Consider the following 20,995-nt stretch of genomic DNA (forward strand, 5'->3'; position numbering starts at 1 on the left):
TAGGAACTGATAATAATAGAGTCAAATCGAAATGCTTGCATTTCCGCTTGGCTCGCTGCTCGAGAAATAATAAAAGAGGGGATATCAGCAAATTTATGCAGGGAAAGATCATAAAGGGGATTGCCGGATTCTACTACGTTCATGTAGTAGAATCCGGTGTTTATGAATGCAAGGCGAAGGGGATCTTCAGAAAAGAGAAAATAAAGCCTCTGGTGGGAGACGATGTGGACATCGAAGTTCTTGACGGCATTGAAAAAGAAGGGAATATTGTGGAAATTCTGCCACGAAAGAATGAGCTGATCCGTCCCGCCGCAGCAAACATCGATCAGGCTTTGGTTGTTTTTGCTGTGTCCAGCCCGGAACCACATTTTAATCTGCTGGATAGATTTCTGGTGATGATGGAAAGCAAGGAAATCCCAGTAATACTGTGCTTTAATAAGAAAGACCTTGCCGCACAGCCTGGGCTGGCCCATATTAGGGAAATCTATCAGACCTGTGGATATGAAGTTATCTTTACCAGCGCCTTGAAAGAGGAAAACCTGGAAACAGTAAAGAAACTGCTGAAGGAAAAGACTACAGTAATTGCCGGTCCTTCAGGCGTGGGAAAGTCTTCTTTAATCAATCTCCTGCAGTCAAAGGTTCAAATGGAAACCGGAAGTATCAGCGAAAAAATCGGCAGGGGAAAACACACTACCAGGCATTCGGAGTTGATAGCTATAGATGAGAACTCTTATATTATGGACACCCCCGGATTTAGTTCTCTATATGTCAATGAGTTTGACAAAGAAGAATTAAAATATTATTTCCGGGAGTTTGCTCCCTATGAAGGAAAGTGTAGATTTAACGGCTGTAATCACGTGCACGAACCCGGCTGCCTTGTTAAAGAAGCTGTGGAAGCCGGGAAGATTCATTTAGTACGTTATCATGACTATTTGGAAATGTACCGGGAATTACAGGAAAGAAAGAGGTATTAGAGCGATGAAAAACAAATTAGCACCATCCATATTATCGGCGGATTTTAAAGTACTGGGTGAGCAGATTCGTGAAACGGCGGATAATGGAGCAGAATATCTTCATTTTGATGTCATGGACGGAATGTTTGTACCCAGTATTTCTTTTGGTATACCTGTGCTCAAATCTATTCAGGGAGTGAGCCGGCAGGTGATGGACGTGCATCTGATGGTTACAGAGCCCATTCGCTATGTGGAAGCATTTCAGGAGGCGGGAGCCGATTTCCTGACGGTACATCTGGAGGCGTGTGAGGATATACAGGCGACCTTGGACAAAATTCATTCCTGTGGCATGAAGGCGGGGGTTTCCATAAAACCCGGCACACCTGTGGATGCCCTGCTTCCGATTCTTGATCAGGCGGAGATGCTCCTGCTCATGAGTGTGGAACCCGGATTTGGAGGACAGGCATTTATCCCCGAATCGCTGAACAGAATAAAAGACTTGAAAGCATTGCTGGAAGAGAAAAATCTGAGCGCTGATATCGAGGTAGACGGCGGAATTTATCTTACAAATGTAGAAGAAATTCTGTCTGCCGGGGCAAATGTAATTGTAGCAGGTTCTGCAGTGTTTCACGGAGATATCGGGGAAAATGTCAGAGGATTTATGGAGATTTTAAGGGAAAATGAGTAAGCGTACAGTAATTGTCAGCGGAGGTCTTCTGGAAGAAGAATTTGCTGCAGGTATACTAAGAGATGAGGATACAGAATTGATTATCGGGGTGGACAGAGGGCTTGCTTTTCTTTATGAGCACAAGATCCTGCCGGATTATATTGTGGGAGATTTTGATAGTGTACCAAAGGAAATCATCGCATATTACAAAGAGAAGACAAAGGTTCCTGTTCGAGAGTTTAACCCTGTAAAGGACGCGACAGACACAGAAATCGCATTGAGACTGTGTATGGATCTTCGCAGACAAAATATATGTATTCTGGGTGGAACAGGGACAAGAGTGGATCATATATGGGCAAATGTCCAGATACTAAAGATTGCTTTGGATGCCGGAGCTGATGCGAGAATTATGGATACGCATAATCGGATACGTCTTCTGAAGGAAGACTTTGTGTTGAAGAAGGAGGAGGCTTACGGCCCTTATTTTTCTGTTTTTCCTCTCGCAGGTACTGTGGAGAATTTTAACCTTAAGGGTGCAAAGTATCCTTTAAGCCATCATGAGCTGACACCCTTTGACAGCCTGTGCGTCAGCAACGAAATTGTAGGAGATGAACTGGAAATCTCGTTTCCTTTCGGCGTAGTTATTTTGATGGAAACCAAAGATTAAGGTGCAAAAAGTGTATACAAGGAGAATATAGAAAATGAAATTAGGAATTGTGGGATTGCCAAATGTTGGGAAAAGTACACTGTTTAATTCACTGACAAAGGCGGGAGCTGAGTCTGCAAATTATCCTTTCTGTACAATCGACCCTAATGTGGGAGTCGTGACGGTGCCGGACAAGCGTCTGGACGTACTGGGGGAAATGTACCACACAAAAAAGATTGTTCCTGCGGCCATTGAGTTTGTGGATATAGCAGGCTTGGTAAAAGGTGCCTCCAAAGGGGAAGGCCTGGGGAACCAGTTCCTGGCTAATATTCGTGAAGTGGATGCTATTGTTCATGTAGTCAGGTGTTTTGAGGACAGTAATATTGTACATGTGGACGGAAACATTGATCCACTGCGGGATATTGAGACAATTAACCTTGAACTGATCTTTTCCGACCTGGAGATTCTGGAAAGAAGAATTGCAAAGACAGTAAAAGTGGCAAAAAATGATAAGACAGCAGCGAAGGAACTTGGACTTTTACAGCGCTTGAAAGTTCATTTGGAAGAGAACAGAATGGCAAAAAGTTTTACTTCTGATGATGAAGAAGAACAAACCTGGCTTGAAAGCTATAATCTGCTGACCGCAAAGCCGGTCATTTTTGCTGCGAATGTAGCAGAGGATGACCTGTCTGATGACGGTGCTTCAAATGAAGGTGTAAAGGCCGTCCGCAAATATGCAGAAGAGGAAGGCTGTGAGGTTTTTGTGGTCTGTGCACAGATCGAGCAGGAAATAGCAGAGCTGGATGATGATGAAAAGAAAATGTTTCTGGAAGATTTAGGTTTAGAAGAATCAGGATTGGAAAAACTGATTAAAGCAAGCTACCATCTTCTTGGACTCATCAGTTATCTGACAGCAGGTGAGCCGGAGGTACGGGCATGGACAATTAAGAAGGGAACAAAAGCGCCCCAGGCAGCCGGGAAGATTCATTCAGATTTTGAACGTGGGTTCATACGGGCGGAAATTGTCAGCTATGATGATCTGATGGCGTGCGGTACACATGGGCTGGCAAAAGAGAAAGGGCTTGTCAGACTGGAGGGCAAAGACTATGTGGTGCAGGATGGAGATATCATTTTATTTAGATTTAATGTTTGATGCCTGACTATTGGCATATTAGAAAGGAGCGTGAGGCATGCATTATAATATTAACTTTCCGCATTTAGGAGTCCATCTGGAGCATGTAGGAAAATCCGTCAGTATCTTTGGATTTGAAATTGCATATTACGGGATTATTATCGGGTGTGCAATTCTGATTGGTTTTCTGATTGCTACATCTGAGGCGAAGCGAACCGGACAGAATCCTGAAGATTACCTGGATATGGGGATTATCGGAGTCATCTGCGGAATTTTGGGAGCAAGAATCTATTACGTTGCCTTTTCCTGGGATATGTATAAGGACAACCTGCTGGATATTCTGAATCTGCGGGAAGGGGGGCTGGCAATTTACGGCGGTGTGATCGGCGCTGCCCTTACAGTGATTGTGTGTGCATGGGTGAAGCATTTAAAAGCTCCTCAGATATTTGATACCATAGCGCTGGCTCTCTTAAATGGGCAGATGCTGGGACGCTGGGGAAACTTTTTTAACAGGGAAGCTTTCGGAGAATATACGGACAGCCTTTTTGCCATGCAGCTTCCTTTGGACGCAGTCAGGAGCAGTGATGTAACAGACACTATGCGGGCGAATATTCAAGTGCTGGATGGAATCAGCTACATCCAGGTGCATCCCACATTTTTGTATGAATCTCTCTGGTGCTGCGGATTGTTTATTATCCTGTTCCTATATAGAAAGCATAAAAAATTCGAGGGTGAATTATTCTTGCTTTACCTTGTGGGATATGGGTTGGGAAGAGCCTGGATTGAGGGATTAAGAACAGATCAGCTATTACTGCCTCAAATTGGGCTTCCGGTATCTCAGCTGCTGGCAGGTGCACTTGTAATTATTTGCGGCGGACTGGTGATTTATTTCAGAAAGAATCGTAAGCGGTAACAACCACTACGGTTCTTTTATACTTTACTTATTGTTTTTGTGCCTTTTGTTGATTTTTGTTGATATTTCCCCTGGAAAGTTATACTATTATAATAGGAAAAATTTGATAATGGAGGGAAGACATCATGGACAGTATGTTGGCAATTTTGACGTTGATTGGCTCGGTAGCGGCGCTTCTTTTTGCGTATACCAGGGCAAAAAAGGTTCTGAGGTTTCCGGCGGGGAGCGATACAATGAAGAAGATATCTGCTTCCATCCACGAGGGTGCAATGGCTTACTTGAAGCGCCAGTACCGGATTCTGGTTATATTTTTTGTGGGAATGTTCTGTATTCTGCTTATTATGGCGGCGGCAGGACTTCTTACATGGTTTGTACCTTTTGCATTCATCACAGGCGGTTTTTTTTCCGGGTTGTCCGGGTTTGTGGGAATGCAGATTGCCACCAGGGCGAATGCAAGAACGGCAGCGGCCTGCCAGAAAGGTTTGAACAAAGGTTTGAATGTGGCATTTTCCGCCGGTTCTGTCATGGGATTCACTGTAGTAGGCCTGGGGCTTCTGGATATTTCTATCTGGTATTTAGTTTTAAGTGCAGTATTCAAACTTCCTATTGAGGACATCACCAGTGCAATGATTACCTTTGGTATGGGTGCATCATCCATGGCATTATTTGCCCGTGTCGGCGGGGGAATTTACACAAAGGCGGCAGATGTAGGTGCAGACCTGGTTGGAAAAGTAGAAGCAGGGATTCCAGAAGATGATCCGAGAAACCCTGCGGTTATCGCAGACAACGTAGGCGACAATGTAGGCGATGTGGCTGGAATGGGAGCAGATTTATATGAATCCTATGTAGGTTCCATTGTTTCGGCATGTGCACTCGGGGTAATTGCATTTAATAAGGTTGAATCCGTTGACCGTTTAAATGCTGTCGTAATACCTATGCTTCTTGCGGCGCTGGGCGTGATTGCTTCAATTATTGGGGCTCTTCTGGTAAAGACCGGCGAAGATACCCGTCAGAGTACATTGCTGCATTCCCTTGGAAGAGGAACAAATACAAGTGCCGTTATTATTGCTGTAGCCGCATTCCCATTGGTATGGGTGACTTTAGGCAAAGAGTTTATTGGAATTTATTTTGCAATTCTGTCAGGACTACTGGCAGGTGTGCTGATAGGACGATCAACAGAATATTTTACAGCTGATACATATAAACCAACCCAGAATCTGGCAGAGAAGTCCCTGACTGGTTCAGCCACCATTATTATAGGAGGACTGAGTCTGGGGATGCTGTCCACTGCTCTGCCAATTATTATTATTGCGGTGTGTGTTATGGCTGCTTATGGCTTTTCGGGTGGCTTTGTCGATGCCACAAGAGGACTATACGGTATCGCTCTCGCGGCAGTAGGAATGCTGTCCACTCTTGGCATCACTCTTGCGACAGATGCCTATGGCCCGATTGCGGATAATGCCGGCGGAATTGCGGAGATGGCGGGACTTGATGCAGAGGTGCGTACACGCACAGATGCTCTGGACTCACTGGGGAATACGACAGCTGCTACAGGAAAAGGTTTTGCTATCGGATCGGCAGCGCTTACAGCCCTGGCACTGATAGCCTCGTATGTAGAAAAGGTGCAGCAGGTAGGCGGCGACTCAGTGAAGCTTGACATGAGTGTCATGAATCCGGCTGTTCTTGTGGGACTCTTTATTGGTGCTTGCCTTCCGTTCATATTTGCTGCGCTGACTATGTCATCTGTAGGAAAGGCCGCCCAGAGTATTGTTGTGGAGGTAAGGCGGCAGTTCCGGGAAATCTCAGGTCTCATGGAGGGAAAAGCAGAAGCAGATTATAAGACCTGCGTTGACATTTGTACAAAAGCAAGCCTCCAGGAAATGATTTTGCCTACGCTTCTGGCAATTATTACACCCATTGTCACGGGATTGATTCTCGGCTACAACGGTGTGATTGGCCTTTTGACAGGGGCAACAGCATCGGGGTTCGTGATGGCAATTTTCATGGCCAATTCAGGCGGTGCATGGGACAATGCAAAGAAATATATTGAGGGTGGTAATCACGGCGGTAAAGGAAGTGACGCCCATAAAGCCGCTGTTGTGGGCGATACGGTAGGTGATCCTTTTAAAGATACCTCAGGTCCGTCCATCAATATTCTGATTAAACTGTTGTCTATGGTTTCCATAGTGTTCGCAGGCTTAGTAGTGAATTTCCATATTTTTTAATAATTGAATGATACCAGGATCAAATACCCTGCCTGCAGCTTGCTGCAGGGTATTTGACTTGGAGCTTATACGTCTTTTTGTACATCAAAATAAACAAAAATCGATCTGCGTTCTATGGACTTTTGGTATTATTAGGGATATAATAAAGGGACACGTGATAAAATAACTGTACAACGTATTTATAAGGAGGAATAAGATATGGCAAGAAAAATGAAGACCATGGACGGTAATCAGGCTGCGGCTCATGTTGCTTATGCATATACTGAAGTAGCTGCAATTTACCCGATCACCCCATCATCCGTTATGCCAGAACATATTGATGAGTGGGCAACAGAAGGAAGAGAGAATATTTTTGGACAAACTGTTAAGGTGACAGAGATGCAGTCTGAGGCAGGGGCAGCAGGAGCTGTACATGGCTCATTATCAGCCGGAGCTTTAACGACCACATTTACGGCATCTCAGGGATTGCTTCTGATGATTCCAAACATATATAAAGTAGCAGGTGAACAATTACCGGGTGTATTCCATGTATCTGCACGTGCAATTGCCAGCCATGCTCTTTCTATTTTCGGAGATCATTCCGACATTTACGCATGTCGTCAGACTGGTGCTGCTATGCTCTGTGAATCCAGTGTCCAGGAAGTAATGGATCTCGCACCGGTTGCTCACTGCGCAGCCTTAGAAGGTAAGCTCCCATTCATCAACTTCTTCGACGGATTCAGAACATCTCATGAGATTCAGAAGATTGAGACCTGGGAGTATGAAGACCTGAAAGATTTAGTGAATATGGACTCTATCGATGAATTCCGTGCACATGCCCTGAACCCAAATCATCCATGTCTCAGAGGTTCTGCTCAGAATCCGGACATCTTCTTCCAGGCAAGAGAAGCAAGCAATTCATATTATGACGCTCTTCCAGGAGTTGTCCAGAAGTACATGGACAAGGTTAATGAAAAGATCGGTACAGATTATAAATTATTCAATTACTACGGAGCACCGGATGCAGAGAGAGTCATTGTTGCCATGGGTTCTGCCTGTGATACAATTGAGGAGACTATTGATTATCTGCGTGCAGCAGGCGAGAAGGTCGGTGTTGTAAAAGTCCGTCTTTACAGACCATTCTGTGCAAAAGCACTTATCGACGCTATTCCAGATACGGCAAAGACAATCAGTGTACTGGACAGAACAAAAGAGCCGGGAGCAATCGGAGAACCATTGTACCTGGATGTTGTTGCAGCCCTTAAAGGAAGCAAGTTTGATGCTGTACCTGTACTCTCAGGACGCTATGGATTAGGCTCCAAGGATACAACTCCGGCACAGATTGTTGCTGTATTTAATAATAAAGATAAGAAAAGATTCACAATCGGTATTGTAGACGATGTGACAAATCTGTCACTGGATGTGAAGGAACCCCTTGTCACTACTCCGGAAGGAACAATTAATTGTAAGTTCTGGGGACTTGGAGCAGATGGTACTGTAGGTGCCAATAAGAACTCCATCAAGATTATCGGCGATAACACAGACATGTATGCACAGGCATATTTTGATTATGATTCCAAGAAGTCTGGCGGTATCACTATGTCTCACTTACGCTTTGGAAAGAAGCCAATCAAATCCACATACCTGATTACCCAGGCTAATTTTGTGGCATGCCACAATCCGTCTTATATTGACAGATATAACATGGTGCAGGAGTTGGTGGACGGAGGAACTTTCCTTTTGAACTGTTCCTGGGACATGGAAGGTCTTGAGAAGCATTTACCCGGACAGGTAAAGGCTTATATTGCTAACCACGATATTAAATTCTACACAATCGATGGTATTGCACTTGGCAAAGAAATCGGACTTGGCGGACGTATCAATACAATTCTGCAGTCTGCATTCTTTAAACTTGCTGCTATTATTCCGGAGGAAGAGGCAATTACTCTGATGAAGGAAGCTGCAAAAGCTACCTACGGAAGAAAAGGTGACAAGATTGTACAGATGAACTATGAAGCCATCGACGCAGGCGCTAAGAAAGTTGTGGAAGTTAAAGTTCCTGACAGCTGGAAGAGTGCTGCCGAAGAGGGCCTTGCAACACCTCATGTAGGCCACGAAGCAGGTAAGGATGTCACTGATTTTGTTAAGAATATTCAAGCGAAAGTAAATGCTCAGGAAGGAAATTCACTTCCCGTATCCGCATTTACTGATTATGCAGACGGCTCCACACCATCCGGAACTGCCGCTTTCGAGAAGCGCGGTATTGCAGTAGATATTCCGATTTGGAAACCAGAGAACTGTATCCAGTGTAACCGCTGTGCATATGTCTGCCCTCATGCAGTTATCCGTCCGGTTGCAATGACAGAAGAAGAAGCTGCCAACAGACCTGAGGGAATGGATACATTAGACATGATTGCTATGCCTAACATGAAATTCTCAATCGTGGTATCTGCTTATGATTGTACAGGATGCGGCTCATGTGCTAACGTATGTCCCGGAAAGAAGGGCGAGAAAGCTCTTGTTCTTGAGAACATGGAAGAAAACGTGGGACGTCAGAAGTATTTCGATTACGCAAGACAGCTTCCTGTAAAACCGGAAGTCGTTGATAAATTTAAAGTAACTACAGTAAAGGGAAGCCAGTTCAGACAGCCGCTGCTTGAGTTCTCCGGAGCGTGTGCAGGCTGTGGTGAGACACCTTATGCAAGATTGGTTACACAGCTGTTTGGTGACAGAATGTATATTGCCAACGCAACAGGATGCTCATCCATCTGGGGTAACTCCTCACCGTCTACACCATACACTGTAACTGCGGCAGGCAAGGGACCGGCATGGTCTAACTCTCTGTTTGAAGATAACGCTGAATTCGGATATGGTATGCTGCTTGCGCAGAACACGATCAGAGGCAGAATGAAAGGTTATGTTGAGAACCTTGTTGAAAATTCAGGCAATGAGGATGTAAAAGCTGCGGCACAGGAATATCTGGATACATTCAGATCAGGAGCTGCAAACGGAACAGCCACGGATAAACTGGTAACAGCATTGGAAGCTTGTGACTGTGATAATGAAAATAAAAAAGAACTGCTGAAAGCAAAAGATTTTCTTGCAAAGAAATCTCAGTGGATATTCGGTGGTGACGGCTGGGCTTATGATATTGGATTCGGCGGTCTTGACCATGTGATTGCAAGTGGTGAAGATATCAACATTATGGTATTCGATACAGAGGTTTATTCCAACACAGGCGGACAGTCCTCCAAATCTACAAATCTGGGAGCTACAGCACAGTTTGCTGCAGGCGGTAAAGAGACCAGAAAGAAAGACCTTGCGGGAATCGCTATGAGCTATGGCTATGTATATGTGGCTCAGATTGCTATGGGTGCAGATTACAACCAGACTGTAAAGGCTATTACAGAAGCTGAGGCTTATCCTGGACCATCTGTGATTATTGCTTACTCTCCATGTATCAACCATGGTATTAAGTCAGGTATGGGCAAGGCACAGACAGAAGAGCAGCTGGCTGTACAATGCGGATACTGGAATAACTTCAGATTTAATCCGGATGCAGAAGGCAATAAGTTCTTCCTTGACAGCAAAGAACCTAAGATGGAGAATTATCAGGAATTCCTTAACGGAGAAGTTCGTTACAACGCTCTCAAGAGAGCAAATCCTGAAAAAGCTGAAAATCTCTTCACTCAGAATGAGAAGATAGCGAAAGAAAAATATGCATATTTGCAGAAACTTGTAACACTTTACGGAGACGAAGAGTAAGAAGGCTGTTGCAAAAGTAGTAAATCCGCCCCTATGTAGGTGGAGCTGTAAAAAGGCCTTTAAAATTTAGGCCCCCAACTAAACGTAACGAAATATTATCCTCATATAGGAGATAGAATAGTTCCTATATGGGGATATTTTTTATTTATGTTGAGAAATCAGAAATTGGCATCAGTATTCTATATTTTGACTCAAAAGTATAGCTTACAATTAAGCCGTATTGGTAAATCCATTTCATAAAAGATAAGCTATAGGAATAATTTTAAAATAATAGTTAAATCTATATTTAGATTAAAATTTTTTGAAATAATAGAAATAATATTTAAGTTATGTTTACTTTTTTACATACATATGTTATATTATTATCAAATAGGGGATTGATTTTGAGAAATTAGTAGAATGCTTTTAACAAAAGAGAGGATGTGATAATGTGAGACGGAGATTAATTAGCTTTACAATTATGTTATGTTTAGTTTTTGGCTTTAGCATAACTACTTTTGCACATGATGAAACACAAGGAAAGGGAGTTAAGTTCAAAACGATTGAGGAGTACAATGAGACTGGTCGATTTTTACAACCTAATGAAGCACTTGTGGATGAAAATGGACTCATGCTTACAACTCCAACAGCGAATGTATCCCCAGAACCTTTGTATATTCCTTGTCCTGTTTTCGGTGGTAAACATCAAATGGTCGCGCGCGGATTTGGTGATGTTTATGTGGATGGTGTCCGTAAAATTCAGGGTGGGCATTGCACACAGTGTACATATTGTGGTGATGTAATCATTAGTGAAAATGTTCCCTATCAAAGTAACTATTTGGGATATTATGGATATGTAAATTATCCGTATGATGTGACTACTTATACAATAATGTATACAGATAGCCTTTGGTTTTCTAGTAATTGGAAGACGGATCCATTTTTTGAAAGTTTTCAATTTTTATAAACGATAATTTAGATACAGGTGATTTCTTAGTACAGTTGCTTTATATTTCCAGGAGGATATAAATCATGCCGAAAACCAATATATTCAGAATAATCATAACAATTTGTATTATAGCAATAATCGGAGTGGGTATTTATTTTGTCCTGCCCAGAGATACTAAGCAGATTAAAGATTTTGTGAGTCAATGGTTCACTAAGTCAGAAAGCAACACCCGTATGTATAATGAACTGAAAGAAAATGCAACTCATATTGGTACAAATGAGAATGACGAAGATACAAGCTCTAGTGCAGCCAAAGATTCCAAAAAAGTCTTAAAAGAGTACTATGGAAAATATTTAAATGATCAGGCAATAGACGATTTTATAAAGTATTCTACTATATCACTTAATCTCGAAATGAACTATGAAGACTATAAAGCGTCAAGGGTTGAGGTGAAAAAGGAAAGTAACGGATACACTTTTACAGCATACGTGAAAATAACAAAAGATTCTCAGGAAAAGGATACTATGATTTCTGGCAAAGTGCAGATGAAGGATAAGAAAATTAATTGGTTACAGCTGACAGATATAGGCGATTTTTAGGGAAAACAGCAATTTAAAAAGATGGGGCTCTGCGAAATAGAGGAATGGTTCTCTGTTTTCAGTGCCCTATCTTTGCATCTAAAAGGAGTTAATTAAACCAATTTTTTATTTTAAACAGCCAGATTTCCACCAGTACAATCAGGAGACTTAAGACACAAATGATGATGTAACCATATGGCGAGTCGAGCTCTGGCATATGTGTAAAGTTCATGCCGTACCATCCGGCAATGAGAGACAGGGGCATGAAGATTGTGGTGACGATTGTTAGAAATTTCATAATCTGGTTCTGATGCATGTCAACCTGAGTCTGGTGCATTTCCCTTAATTGCATGGAATATTCCTTGAGCATCTGCACGTTTGAATATAGCCGTTCGGCTTTGGCTGTGAACAGACCAAACAAGGGGGCGGCGGATTCTTTTGTTTTAGAAAGCGGACCTTCCTCCAGGTCTTCCCCCATATCCTGGAGCTGTTCATAAAAAGCTCCAAGGGCAGCCAGTTCTTTTCTTATCAGCAATATTCTGCGGTTAAAAGAAGAATCGTTCTTTTTCAGGATGTCTTCCTCCAGGTGGGTGAGCATTTCCTCAAAATGTTGAAGAAAAAAAACATCGTCCTTAATCAGATATTGTAGAAAAGCAAGAAAAAAGTGAGCAATCGATCTTGCGTCTGACAAAGGATAATCTTCCATTTGCTTTAGGATTGGAGGAATAAAATTATGTTCATCGACAAATATTAATTCAGAATCTGTCATATAAAAGACAAATGAAGAAAAGCCTTTCTGTTGTTTTCCCCTGGGGGGAATCGAAAGGGTGCCGATTGTAAGACCATTCATTACGTCGGCTTTGCAATAGTGAATATGAGAAAGGCTGGCCTTAAGCATACGGTAATGTTCTGTCCCCCGGAATTGCTGATCATACTCATCAGAAGTCAGGACTGTAATAGCCCCGCATTTTTCTGGTAGTTTGGCAGATACCGGAAGAGAAATTAATTTTTCTTTCAGAAAATATCTTATCATAATATAAAACATCCTTTTCTGTGAATTTACTATTATCATATCCACGTGTCCTTAAATTTTCAACCCCAATTTAGTAAAAATACTGTTTTCAGGTAACAGTTTACCCATCAACTCGATTGTATGGGACTATTAACAAATTTTGGAGAGAGATGTATAATGAGGGTACATTTTGTGGTATAGTAAGAATAATTGTGGTGACAGGGAGGTAATTATGGCAAAATATGTAATGGCGCTGGATTCCGGGACAACCAGCAACAGGTGTATTCTTTTTAATGAAAAGGGCGAAATGTGCAGCATGGCTCAGAAAGAGTTCACCCAGTATTTCCCTAAACCGGGCTGGGTGGAACATGATGCAGAGGAAATCTGGTCCAGCCAGCTGGAGGTAGCGTGGCAGGCCATGGAAAATATCAATGCCACTGCGGCAGATATTGCATCTATTGGAATTACGAACCAGCGGGAGACGGCAGTCGTATGGGACAAGAATTCAGGGGAACCTGTCTACCATGCTATTGTATGGCAATGCCGCCGTACGTCAGAGTATTGTGACGAATTGAAGTCGAAGGGACTGACGGACAAGTTCCGCCGTAAAACGGGACTTGTTATTGATGCATATTTTTCCGGGACAAAGGTAAAATGGATACTGGATCATGTTGAGGGAGCAAGGCAGCGGGCCCGGCGCGGAGAACTTTTGTTTGGTACGGTAGAGACCTGGCTGATCTGGAAATTGACCAAAGGAAATGTGCATGTGACAGATTATTCCAATGCCTCCAGAACGATGATGTTTAATATTAATACTTTAAACTGGGATGAAGAAATTTTGGAGGAGCTGGACATTCCCATTAGTATGCTTCCTGAAGCAAAACTCTGCAGTTGTATTTACGGTGAAGCGGATGTGAGCTTTTTTGGAGCGCCGATTCCCATTGCCGGGGCAGCGGGAGATCAGCAAGCAGCTTTGTTTGGACAAACCTGTTTCCAGGAAGGAGAAGCAAAAAATACATACGGAACTGGGTGTTTCCTTTTAATGAATACAGGGGAAAAGCCGGTTTTTTCTGAAAACGGCCTTGTAACCACTATTGCATGGGGACTGGACGACAGGGTAAACTATGCACTGGAAGGTTCCGTATTTGTAGCGGGAGCTGCCGTACAGTGGCTGCGGGATGAATTGAAACTGATTGATTCTGCACAGGTATCGGAATATATGGCTCAGAAAGTAAAAGATACAAATGGCTGTTATGTCGTTCCTGCATTTACAGGTTTGGGCGCTCCCTATTGGGATCAGTATGCCAGGGGAACTGTCCTGGGGCTGACAAGGGGAGTCAATAAGAACCATATCATACGTGCCACGCTGGAATCCATTGCTTATCAGGTGAATGATGTAATGGATGCCATGAAAGCAGATCTGGGGAAAGAGATATCCATACTGAAGGTGGACGGCGGAGCCAGCGCAAATAATTTCCTTATGCAGACGCAGGCTGATATCAGCAATGTTCCTGTGGCGAGACCTCAGTGTGTGGAGACTACGGCTATGGGAGCGGCATACCTGGCAGGACTTGCTGTGGGGTATTGGAAAAACAAGGAAGAAATTGCAAAAAACTGGGCTGTGGATCGGACCTTCAGACCTGAGATCGGGGACACGGCAAGAACCAAGAGGATAAAAGGCTGGAACAAAGCAGTAAGATATTCTTATGACTGGGCAAAAGACAAAGAAGACTAAATAAATACAGCCCCTTTTATTGTGAAGGGTATTTATGGTATAATGCTCTTACTTGGCGAGGTATTTGCGAGCCTAGAAAGACATATACCTAAGCACTTAGCGAGGTACTTACGAGCTTAGTATTTATGGTATAATGAGGAAATCGTATGAAGGAGAGGTAATGTATGGAAATTTTTGATTTGAAGACATATGAGATGATACAAAAAGAAGACTTATCCGATTTAAATTCAAAAGGATATCTGCTGAGACATAAAAAGAGCGGAGCTCGTGTTCTGCTGATGGAAAATGACGATGATAACAAAGTTTTTTCAATCGGTTTTAGGACTCCGACGACTGACAGCACCGGAGTGCCACATATTATGGAGCATTCTGTACTGTGTGGCTCAAAGGACTTCCCAGTCAAAGATCCTTTTGTAGAACTTGTAAAGGGTTCCTTGAATACTTTTTTGAATGCTATGACCTATCCTGATAAAACTGTCTACCCGATTGCAAGCTGCAATGACACGGATTTCCAGAATCTGATGCATGTATATATGGATGCAGTATTTTACCCTAATATATACCGGTATGAAGAGATTTTCCGCCAGGAAGGCTGGAGCTACAAGCTGGATTCAGCAGATGGCAGACTGGAGTACAACGGTGTCGTCTATAATGAGATGAAGGGAGCATTTTCATCACCGGAGGGAGTGCTGGACCGGATGATTCTGAATTCTCTTTTTCCGGACACTACCTATGCAAATGAATCGGGAGGAGACCCGGAGGTGATTCCGGAGCTGACGTACGAGCAATTTCTGAATTTCCACAGAAAATACTATCACCCGTCCAACAGCTATATTTATCTCTATGGCAATATGGATATGGAAGAAAAGCTGAACTGGCTGGACAAGGAGTATTTAAGTTCGTTTGAGAAGATTGAAGTGAATTCGGAGATTGGATATCAGAGGCCCTTTGACCGTGTGAAAGAATTTGAGATGGAGTATTCTATTTCAAGTGAGGAAACAGAAGAGGACAATACGTATCTCTCTTACAACAAAGTGATTGGAACAAGCCTTGATGAAAAGCTCTATTTGGCATTTGAAATACTGGATTATGCACTTTTGTCGGCTCCGGGGGCACCGCTGAAGAAAGCCCTGGTGGATGCAGGAATCGGTAAGGATATTATGGGTTCCTATGACAATGGAATTTACCAGCCTATTTTCTCTGTTGTTGCAAAGAATGCAAATTTAGAGCAGAAAGAGAAGTTCATTTCTGTAATAGAAGATACATTGAAAGATATTGTGAAGAATGGAATGGACAAGAAGGCATTGGAAGCTGGAATCAATTATTACGAGTTCCGGTTCAGGGAAGCAGATTTCGGTAACTTTCCAAAGGGGCTAATGTATGGACTCCAGATATTTGACAGCTGGCTTTACGATGAGAACAAGCCATTTATTCATATGCAGGCGATTCCTACCTTTGAGTTTCTGAAGGCTCAGATCGGTACAGCTTATTTTGAATCCCTGATTCAGACCTATATTCTTGATAATACACATGCCTCCATAGTTGTTGTAAAACCGGAAAAAGGACGCACAGTACGGCTGGATAAAGAGCTGGACGAAAAATTACAGAAATATAAGGAAAGTTTAAGCTCAGAGGAAATTGACAAGCTGATAAAAGATACAGAAAAGCTGCTGGCTTATCAGGAAGAGGAATCACCGAAAGAAGAACTTGAAAAGATACCCGTTCTCAACAGAGAGGATATTTCAAGGGAGATTGCACCCATATACAATGAAGAAAAAGAAGTGGACGGCATCAAGCTGCTGCACCACAATGTGAATACAAACGGTATCGGATATGTTACATTGATGTTTGATTTGTCCGAAGTTCCGGAGGAAAAGCTCCCTTACGCTGGATTGCTGCAATCTGTATTGGGGCTGATTGATACGACAAACTATGAATATGGCGATCTTTTCAATGAAATCAATGTCCATACCGGAGGAATCGGTTCCTCTCTGGAGCTGTATGCCGATGTGACGAAAGTAAAAGAAAAAGAGTTCCGGACTACTTTTGAAATTAAAGGGAAAGCCCTGTATCCAAAGATAGATGTGATGTTTACAATGATGCGTGAGATTATGATGGAAACAAAGCTGGAGGATGTGAAGCGTTTGAAAGAGATCCTTTCTATGTTGAAATCCCGGCTTCAGATGGGCTTTCAGTCATCTGGCCATACAACAGCTGCCCTGCGCGCGTTATCCTACGACTCCCCCCTGGCCAAATTCAAGGATGATACGGATGGAATCGGGTTTTATCAGCTTGTAAAAGATGTTGAAGAAAATTTTGAAGAAAGGAAAGAAGAGCTGATATCCAATCTAAAAGAGATTGCAGTAAACATTTTCCGGGCTGATAACATGATGGTCAGTTATACGTCAGAGGAAGAAGGGCTGGAACCTATATTTGAGCAAATTAAAAGGGTAAAGACATCCCTGCATGAAGAAGATAAGACTGGTAATTCACCCTGTGTTATACACTGTAAGAAAAGAAATGAAGGCCTGAAAACATCCTCCAAGGTTCAGTATGTTGCAAGGGTGGGGAATTTCATTGATCACGGCGCAGTATATAACGGTGCTCTGCAAATACTAAAAGTTATTTTAAGTTACGACTACCTGTGGCAGAATCTCCGTGTAAAGGGCGGTGCATATGGATGCATGAGCAGCTTTAATCGAATTGGTGAGGGATATTTTATCTCCTATCGGGATCCGAATCTGAAGAGAACAATGGAAGTTTACGAAGGTATAGTAGATTATCTCAAAAACTTTACAGTCGACGAGAGAGATATGACAAAGTATATTATTGGAACAATCAGTAATATTGACCGTCCTATGACCCCCGCAGCCAAGGGAGACCGATCCATGAATCTTTACATGAATCACGTGACGGCAGAAATGATTCAAAAAGAACGTATGGAAATTCTTGAGGCAGACCAGGAAGATATCCGCAGACTTTCCAAGGTAGTAGAAGCAGTTCTCTCAGCGAATCAGTTTTGTGTAATCGGAAATGAAGAAAAGATAGAAGAGGAAAAAGAGATGTTTGGTGAAGTAAAGGTATTATTCTAAGGAGGATGAATGGAAGAAAATTATAAATCGGGTTTTGTTACCTTAATCGGACGCCCAAATGTGGGCAAGTCTACTTTGATGAATCATTTGATTGGGCAGAAAATCGCGATTACATCAAATAAGCCCCAGACTACAAGAAACCGTATTCAGACAGTTTTTACAACAGAAGAGGGGCAGATTGTGTTTGTGGATACACCCGGCATTCATAAAGCAAAGAATAAGCTTGGCACATATATGGTGAATGTTGCGGAGAAGACGCTCAATGAAGTGGATGTAATCTTATGGCTGGTAGAGCCGTCCACATTTATAGGGGCTGGAGAGCAGCATATTACCCAGAGGTTGCAGAAAGTCCAGACCCCGGTTGTTCTCGTAATAAATAAAATTGACATGGTGAAAAGAGAAGAAATTCTGCCTTCCATAGATGCATACCGAAAGGTCTATGATTTTGCCGCCATTGTGCCAGTATCAGCTAGAAGCGGGGATAACACCGATGAACTTATAAAAGTGATTTTCCAGTACCTTCCTTACGGGCCACAGTTTTACCATGAGGACACCATCACTGATCAGCCTGAGCGCCAGATTGTGGCGGAGCTGATTCGTGAAAAGGCTCTGTATTGTCTCCAGGAGGAGATTCCCCACGGAATCGCTGTAGCTATAGACAGCATGAAAATGCAGAAAAAAGTTATGCATATTGATGCCACAATCATCTGTGAAAGAGATTCCCATAAAGGGATTATTATCGGAAAGCAGGGGGGTATGCTAAAAAAGATCGGAAGTACTGCCCGCTATGAAATAGAAAAGTTCCTTGACTGCAGAGTAAATCTGAAACTGTGGGTAAAGGTACAGAAAAACTGGCGTGATAGTGACTTTTTGATGAAAAATTTTGGGTACAGGGAAGAAAAGATATAAGGCCCAGAATCAGTTTGTCAAGGCATTTTGATAAAAATCTACTGGTAGATTTTACGAGGTATAGGGCAGCTTTATATCGGAGAATCTAATACTATAACATAAGAAGAGGGTGATCCGATGGAACAGAGATATTGGGACAAATTTATGGAAACCGGAAGTGTGAAGGATTATCTGTCCTACAAAGCGGGGGGATTCGCTGAAAACGATGGACAGAAAGAAGAGAAAAGCATGGGAGTAAGCAGTAGTGAATCAGATCGTACTAACAGGAATGGTGCTTTCTACGGCACCCGTTGGGGAATATGACAGAAGAGTTGTTATCCTAACAAAAGAACAGGGAAAAGTATCTGCGTTTGCCAAGGGCTCAAGGCGTCCCAACAGCCCTCTGGCAGGTGCAGTAAATCCGTTTACTTTTGGGGAATTCACCATGTACGAAGGCCGCTCCTCCTACACCATACAGGCTGCAAATATTTCAAACTATTTTCAGGAGCTTCGGGAAGACCTGATCGGCGCATACTACGGTTTTTATTTCCTTGAATTTACTAATTATTATACAAAAGAATTTAATGATGAGAAGGAAATGTTGAAACTTCTTTATCAGACTCTGCGTGCCCTGTCCAATGAACATATCCCCGACAGGCTGGTTCGCTGTATATTCGAATTGAAAGCCTATTGTATCAATGGAGAGGGCCCAGAGGTTTTTCAGTGTGTAGTCTGTGGAAATAAGGAAAGGCCGGCTGTCTTTAGCGTGAAAAAGGGCGGCCTTGTCTGCTGTGAGTGTGATGGAGATGTGATTGATGGAATTCCTCTGGAACAATCTACATTATATAGTATGCAGTACATAGAAAGCAGCAAGATAGAAAACTTATATACGTTTAAAGTGTCAGGCGAAGTGATGGGACAGTTGGTTTATGTTTTGGATCATTACCGGGAGGTTTATGTCGAAAAAAGATTTAAATCTCTGGAAATACTGGAGGCACTGCTCTAAGGCTTGAAAAAGAAAAACTAAACCGCTATAATAGGTAGCAACCGAGAAGAATAGAATGTGAGGATGTATTATGGTAGAGAAAACGATGGAAAAAATTGTGGCTCTTGCAAAATCCAGAGGATTTGTGTATCCGGGTTCAGAAATATACGGCGGTCTTGCCAACACGTGGGACTACGGAAACCTAGGAGTTGAATTGAAAAATAATGTGAAAAGGGCCTGGTGGCAGAAGTTTATTCAGGAATCTCCGTACAATGTAGGTGTGGACTGTGCGATTTTAATGAATCCCCAGACCTGGATAGCATCAGGGCATCTGGGCGGTTTTTCGGATCCTCTAATGGACTGCCGGGAATGCCATGAACGTTTCAGAGCAGATAAACTGATCGAAGACTATTGCGAAGAACATGATATTGCTATCGAGGGAGCGGTAGATGCGTGGGGCCAGGAAAAGATGACAGCATTTATTGAGGAACACAATGTCGCTTGCCCGTCCTGTGGAAAGCATAATTTTACGGATATCCGTCAGTTCAACTTGATGTTCAAGACTTTTCAAGGAGTTACCGAAGATGCGAAGAACACAGTTTATTTAAGACCGGAGACTGCACAGGGGATTTTTGTGAATTTTAAAAATGTACAGAGAACCTCCAGAAAGAAAATACCCTTTGGCATCGGGCAAATCGGAAAGTCCTTCCGAAATGAAATAACTCCGGGAAACTTTACTTTCCGCACAAGAGAATTTGAGCAGATGGAGCTTGAATTTTTCTGTGAACCTGGCACAGATCTGGATTGGTTTGTTTATTGGAAACAATTCTGTCTTGACTGGCTGAGCTCTTTAGGACTCAAAGAAGGCGAAGTGCGGTATCGGGACCACGATAAGGAAGAACTTTCATTCTATAGCAAGGCTACAACGGACGTAGAATTTTTATTCCCCTTCGGCTGGGGTGAGTTGTGGGGTATTGCGGACAGAACAGATTATGACCTGACCCAACATCAGGAAGTATCAAAGCAGGATATGTCCTACTTTGACGACGAAAAGAAAGAAAAGTATGTTCCTTACGTAATCGAGCCATCTCTTGGAGCAGACCGTATGGTTCTTGCTTTCCTCTGCAGCGCATATGATGAAGAAGAGCTGGAGGGCGGAGATAAACGTACTGTCCTGCATTTTCATCCGGCACTTGCACCGGTAAAAATAGGTATCCTCCCTTTATCCAAAAAGTTAAACAAAGGTGCCGAAGAAGTATATGCAGAGTTGTCAAAGCTTTACAACTGTGAATTTGATGACCGCGGGAATATCGGCAAGCGCTACCGCCGTCAGGATGAGATTGGAACTCCTTTCTGTGTGACGTATGATTTTGAATCGGAAGAAGATCATGCAGTAACTGTTCGTGATAGAGATACTATGGAGCAGGAGAGAATAAAGATAGAAGATTTAAAAGCTTATTTTGAAGAGAAGTTGCGTTTTTAAGGTGTGTTTCAATT

16 protein-coding genes are annotated in these 20,995 nt (G+C 42.7%); 15 read left to right on the forward strand and 1 reads right to left on the reverse strand.

The genetic code is table 11. The annotated features are described in order from the left end of the window. The first annotated feature begins 95 nt into the window (after nucleotides 1-95). The 9 genes from rsgA (at nucleotide 96) to BN3456_RS10175 (ending at nucleotide 11,807) form a co-directional block, all read left to right on the forward strand. Complete coding sequence (gene rsgA / locus BN3456_RS10135; protein ID WP_089984026.1) at nucleotides 96-974, forward strand: ribosome small subunit-dependent GTPase A; 879 nt, start codon at nucleotides 96-98, stop codon at nucleotides 972-974. A 4-nt stretch (nucleotides 975-978) separates the two neighbouring features. Further along, nucleotides 979-1,641, forward strand: a complete 663-nt coding sequence (gene rpe, locus BN3456_RS10140; protein WP_089984027.1) for a ribulose-phosphate 3-epimerase — start codon at nucleotides 979-981, stop codon at nucleotides 1,639-1,641. Further along, nucleotides 1,634-2,287 (forward strand): thiamine diphosphokinase, encoded by a 654-nt coding sequence (locus tag BN3456_RS10145; protein WP_089984028.1) that lies wholly within the window; start codon nucleotides 1,634-1,636, stop codon nucleotides 2,285-2,287. Before rpe ends, BN3456_RS10145 begins: the two co-directional genes overlap by 8 nt. 34 nt (nucleotides 2,288-2,321) lie before the next feature. Beyond that, a complete protein-coding gene (ychF, locus tag BN3456_RS10150; protein WP_089984029.1) occupies nucleotides 2,322-3,419 on the forward strand; it encodes a redox-regulated ATPase YchF in 1,098 nt (365 codons plus the stop codon). A 37-nt stretch (nucleotides 3,420-3,456) separates the two neighbouring features. Continuing rightward, nucleotides 3,457-4,311 carry a prolipoprotein diacylglyceryl transferase gene (lgt, locus tag BN3456_RS10155; RefSeq protein WP_089984030.1) on the forward strand — a complete coding sequence of 285 codons (855 nt, stop codon included), beginning with the start codon at nucleotides 3,457-3,459 and terminating at the stop codon, nucleotides 4,309-4,311. Nucleotides 4,312-4,436: 125 nt separating this feature from the next. Then, nucleotides 4,437-6,536: a sodium-translocating pyrophosphatase gene (locus BN3456_RS10160; RefSeq protein WP_347458039.1), complete on the forward strand. Its 2,100-nt coding sequence runs from the start codon at nucleotides 4,437-4,439 to the stop codon at nucleotides 6,534-6,536. 198 nt (nucleotides 6,537-6,734) lie between these two features. Then, complete coding sequence (gene nifJ, locus BN3456_RS10165) at nucleotides 6,735-10,280, forward strand: pyruvate:ferredoxin (flavodoxin) oxidoreductase (RefSeq protein WP_089984031.1); 3,546 nt, start codon at nucleotides 6,735-6,737, stop codon at nucleotides 10,278-10,280. 430 nt (nucleotides 10,281-10,710) lie between these two features. Further along, nucleotides 10,711-11,226 carry a hypothetical protein gene (locus BN3456_RS10170; RefSeq protein ID WP_089984032.1) on the forward strand — a complete coding sequence of 172 codons (516 nt, stop codon included), beginning with the start codon at nucleotides 10,711-10,713 and terminating at the stop codon, nucleotides 11,224-11,226. Between the two features lie 65 nt (nucleotides 11,227-11,291). Beyond that, nucleotides 11,292-11,807: a hypothetical protein gene (locus tag BN3456_RS10175; protein WP_089984033.1), complete on the forward strand. Its 516-nt coding sequence runs from the start codon at nucleotides 11,292-11,294 to the stop codon at nucleotides 11,805-11,807. Between the two features lie 88 nt (nucleotides 11,808-11,895). Here BN3456_RS10175 and BN3456_RS10180 read toward each other — a convergent pair whose 3' ends face one another. Then, nucleotides 11,896-12,819 carry a magnesium transporter CorA family protein gene (locus tag BN3456_RS10180; protein WP_176699169.1) on the reverse strand — a complete coding sequence of 308 codons (924 nt, stop codon included), beginning with the start codon at nucleotides 12,817-12,819 and terminating at the stop codon, nucleotides 11,896-11,898. Between the two features lie 211 nt (nucleotides 12,820-13,030). Between BN3456_RS10180 and glpK the strand changes: the two genes are divergently transcribed. The 6 genes from glpK (at nucleotide 13,031) to BN3456_RS10210 (ending at nucleotide 20,981) form a co-directional block, all read left to right on the forward strand. Continuing rightward, entirely contained in the window at nucleotides 13,031-14,533 is a 1,503-nt protein-coding gene (glpK, locus tag BN3456_RS10185) for a glycerol kinase GlpK (RefSeq protein WP_089984035.1), read from the forward strand. 164 nt (nucleotides 14,534-14,697) lie between these two features. Then, nucleotides 14,698-17,625, forward strand: coding sequence for an insulinase family protein (locus BN3456_RS10190; RefSeq protein WP_089984036.1), 2,928 nt, complete (start codon nucleotides 14,698-14,700; stop codon nucleotides 17,623-17,625). A 9-nt stretch (nucleotides 17,626-17,634) separates the two neighbouring features. After that, the gene (gene era, locus BN3456_RS10195; protein ID WP_089984037.1) at nucleotides 17,635-18,534 is read left to right on the forward strand and encodes a GTPase Era; all 900 of its coding nucleotides are present in this window, start codon (nucleotides 17,635-17,637) and stop codon (nucleotides 18,532-18,534) included. A 117-nt stretch (nucleotides 18,535-18,651) separates the two neighbouring features. Then, the gene (locus tag BN3456_RS10200; protein WP_089984038.1) at nucleotides 18,652-18,837 is read left to right on the forward strand and encodes a hypothetical protein; all 186 of its coding nucleotides are present in this window, start codon (nucleotides 18,652-18,654) and stop codon (nucleotides 18,835-18,837) included. Further along, nucleotides 18,779-19,519 (forward strand): DNA repair protein RecO, encoded by a 741-nt coding sequence (gene recO, locus BN3456_RS10205; RefSeq protein ID WP_242862858.1) that lies wholly within the window; start codon nucleotides 18,779-18,781, stop codon nucleotides 19,517-19,519. The genes BN3456_RS10200 and recO overlap by 59 nt, the downstream gene beginning before the upstream one ends. Nucleotides 19,520-19,589: 70 nt before the next feature. Next, nucleotides 19,590-20,981 (forward strand): glycine--tRNA ligase, encoded by a 1,392-nt coding sequence (locus BN3456_RS10210; RefSeq protein WP_089984040.1) that lies wholly within the window; start codon nucleotides 19,590-19,592, stop codon nucleotides 20,979-20,981. Nucleotides 20,982-20,995: the final 14 nt, after the last annotated feature.

It is taken from the genome of Clostridium sp. C105KSO13 (assembly GCF_001517425.1).
Taxonomy (GTDB): domain Bacteria; phylum Bacillota; class Clostridia; order Lachnospirales; family Lachnospiraceae; genus Muricomes.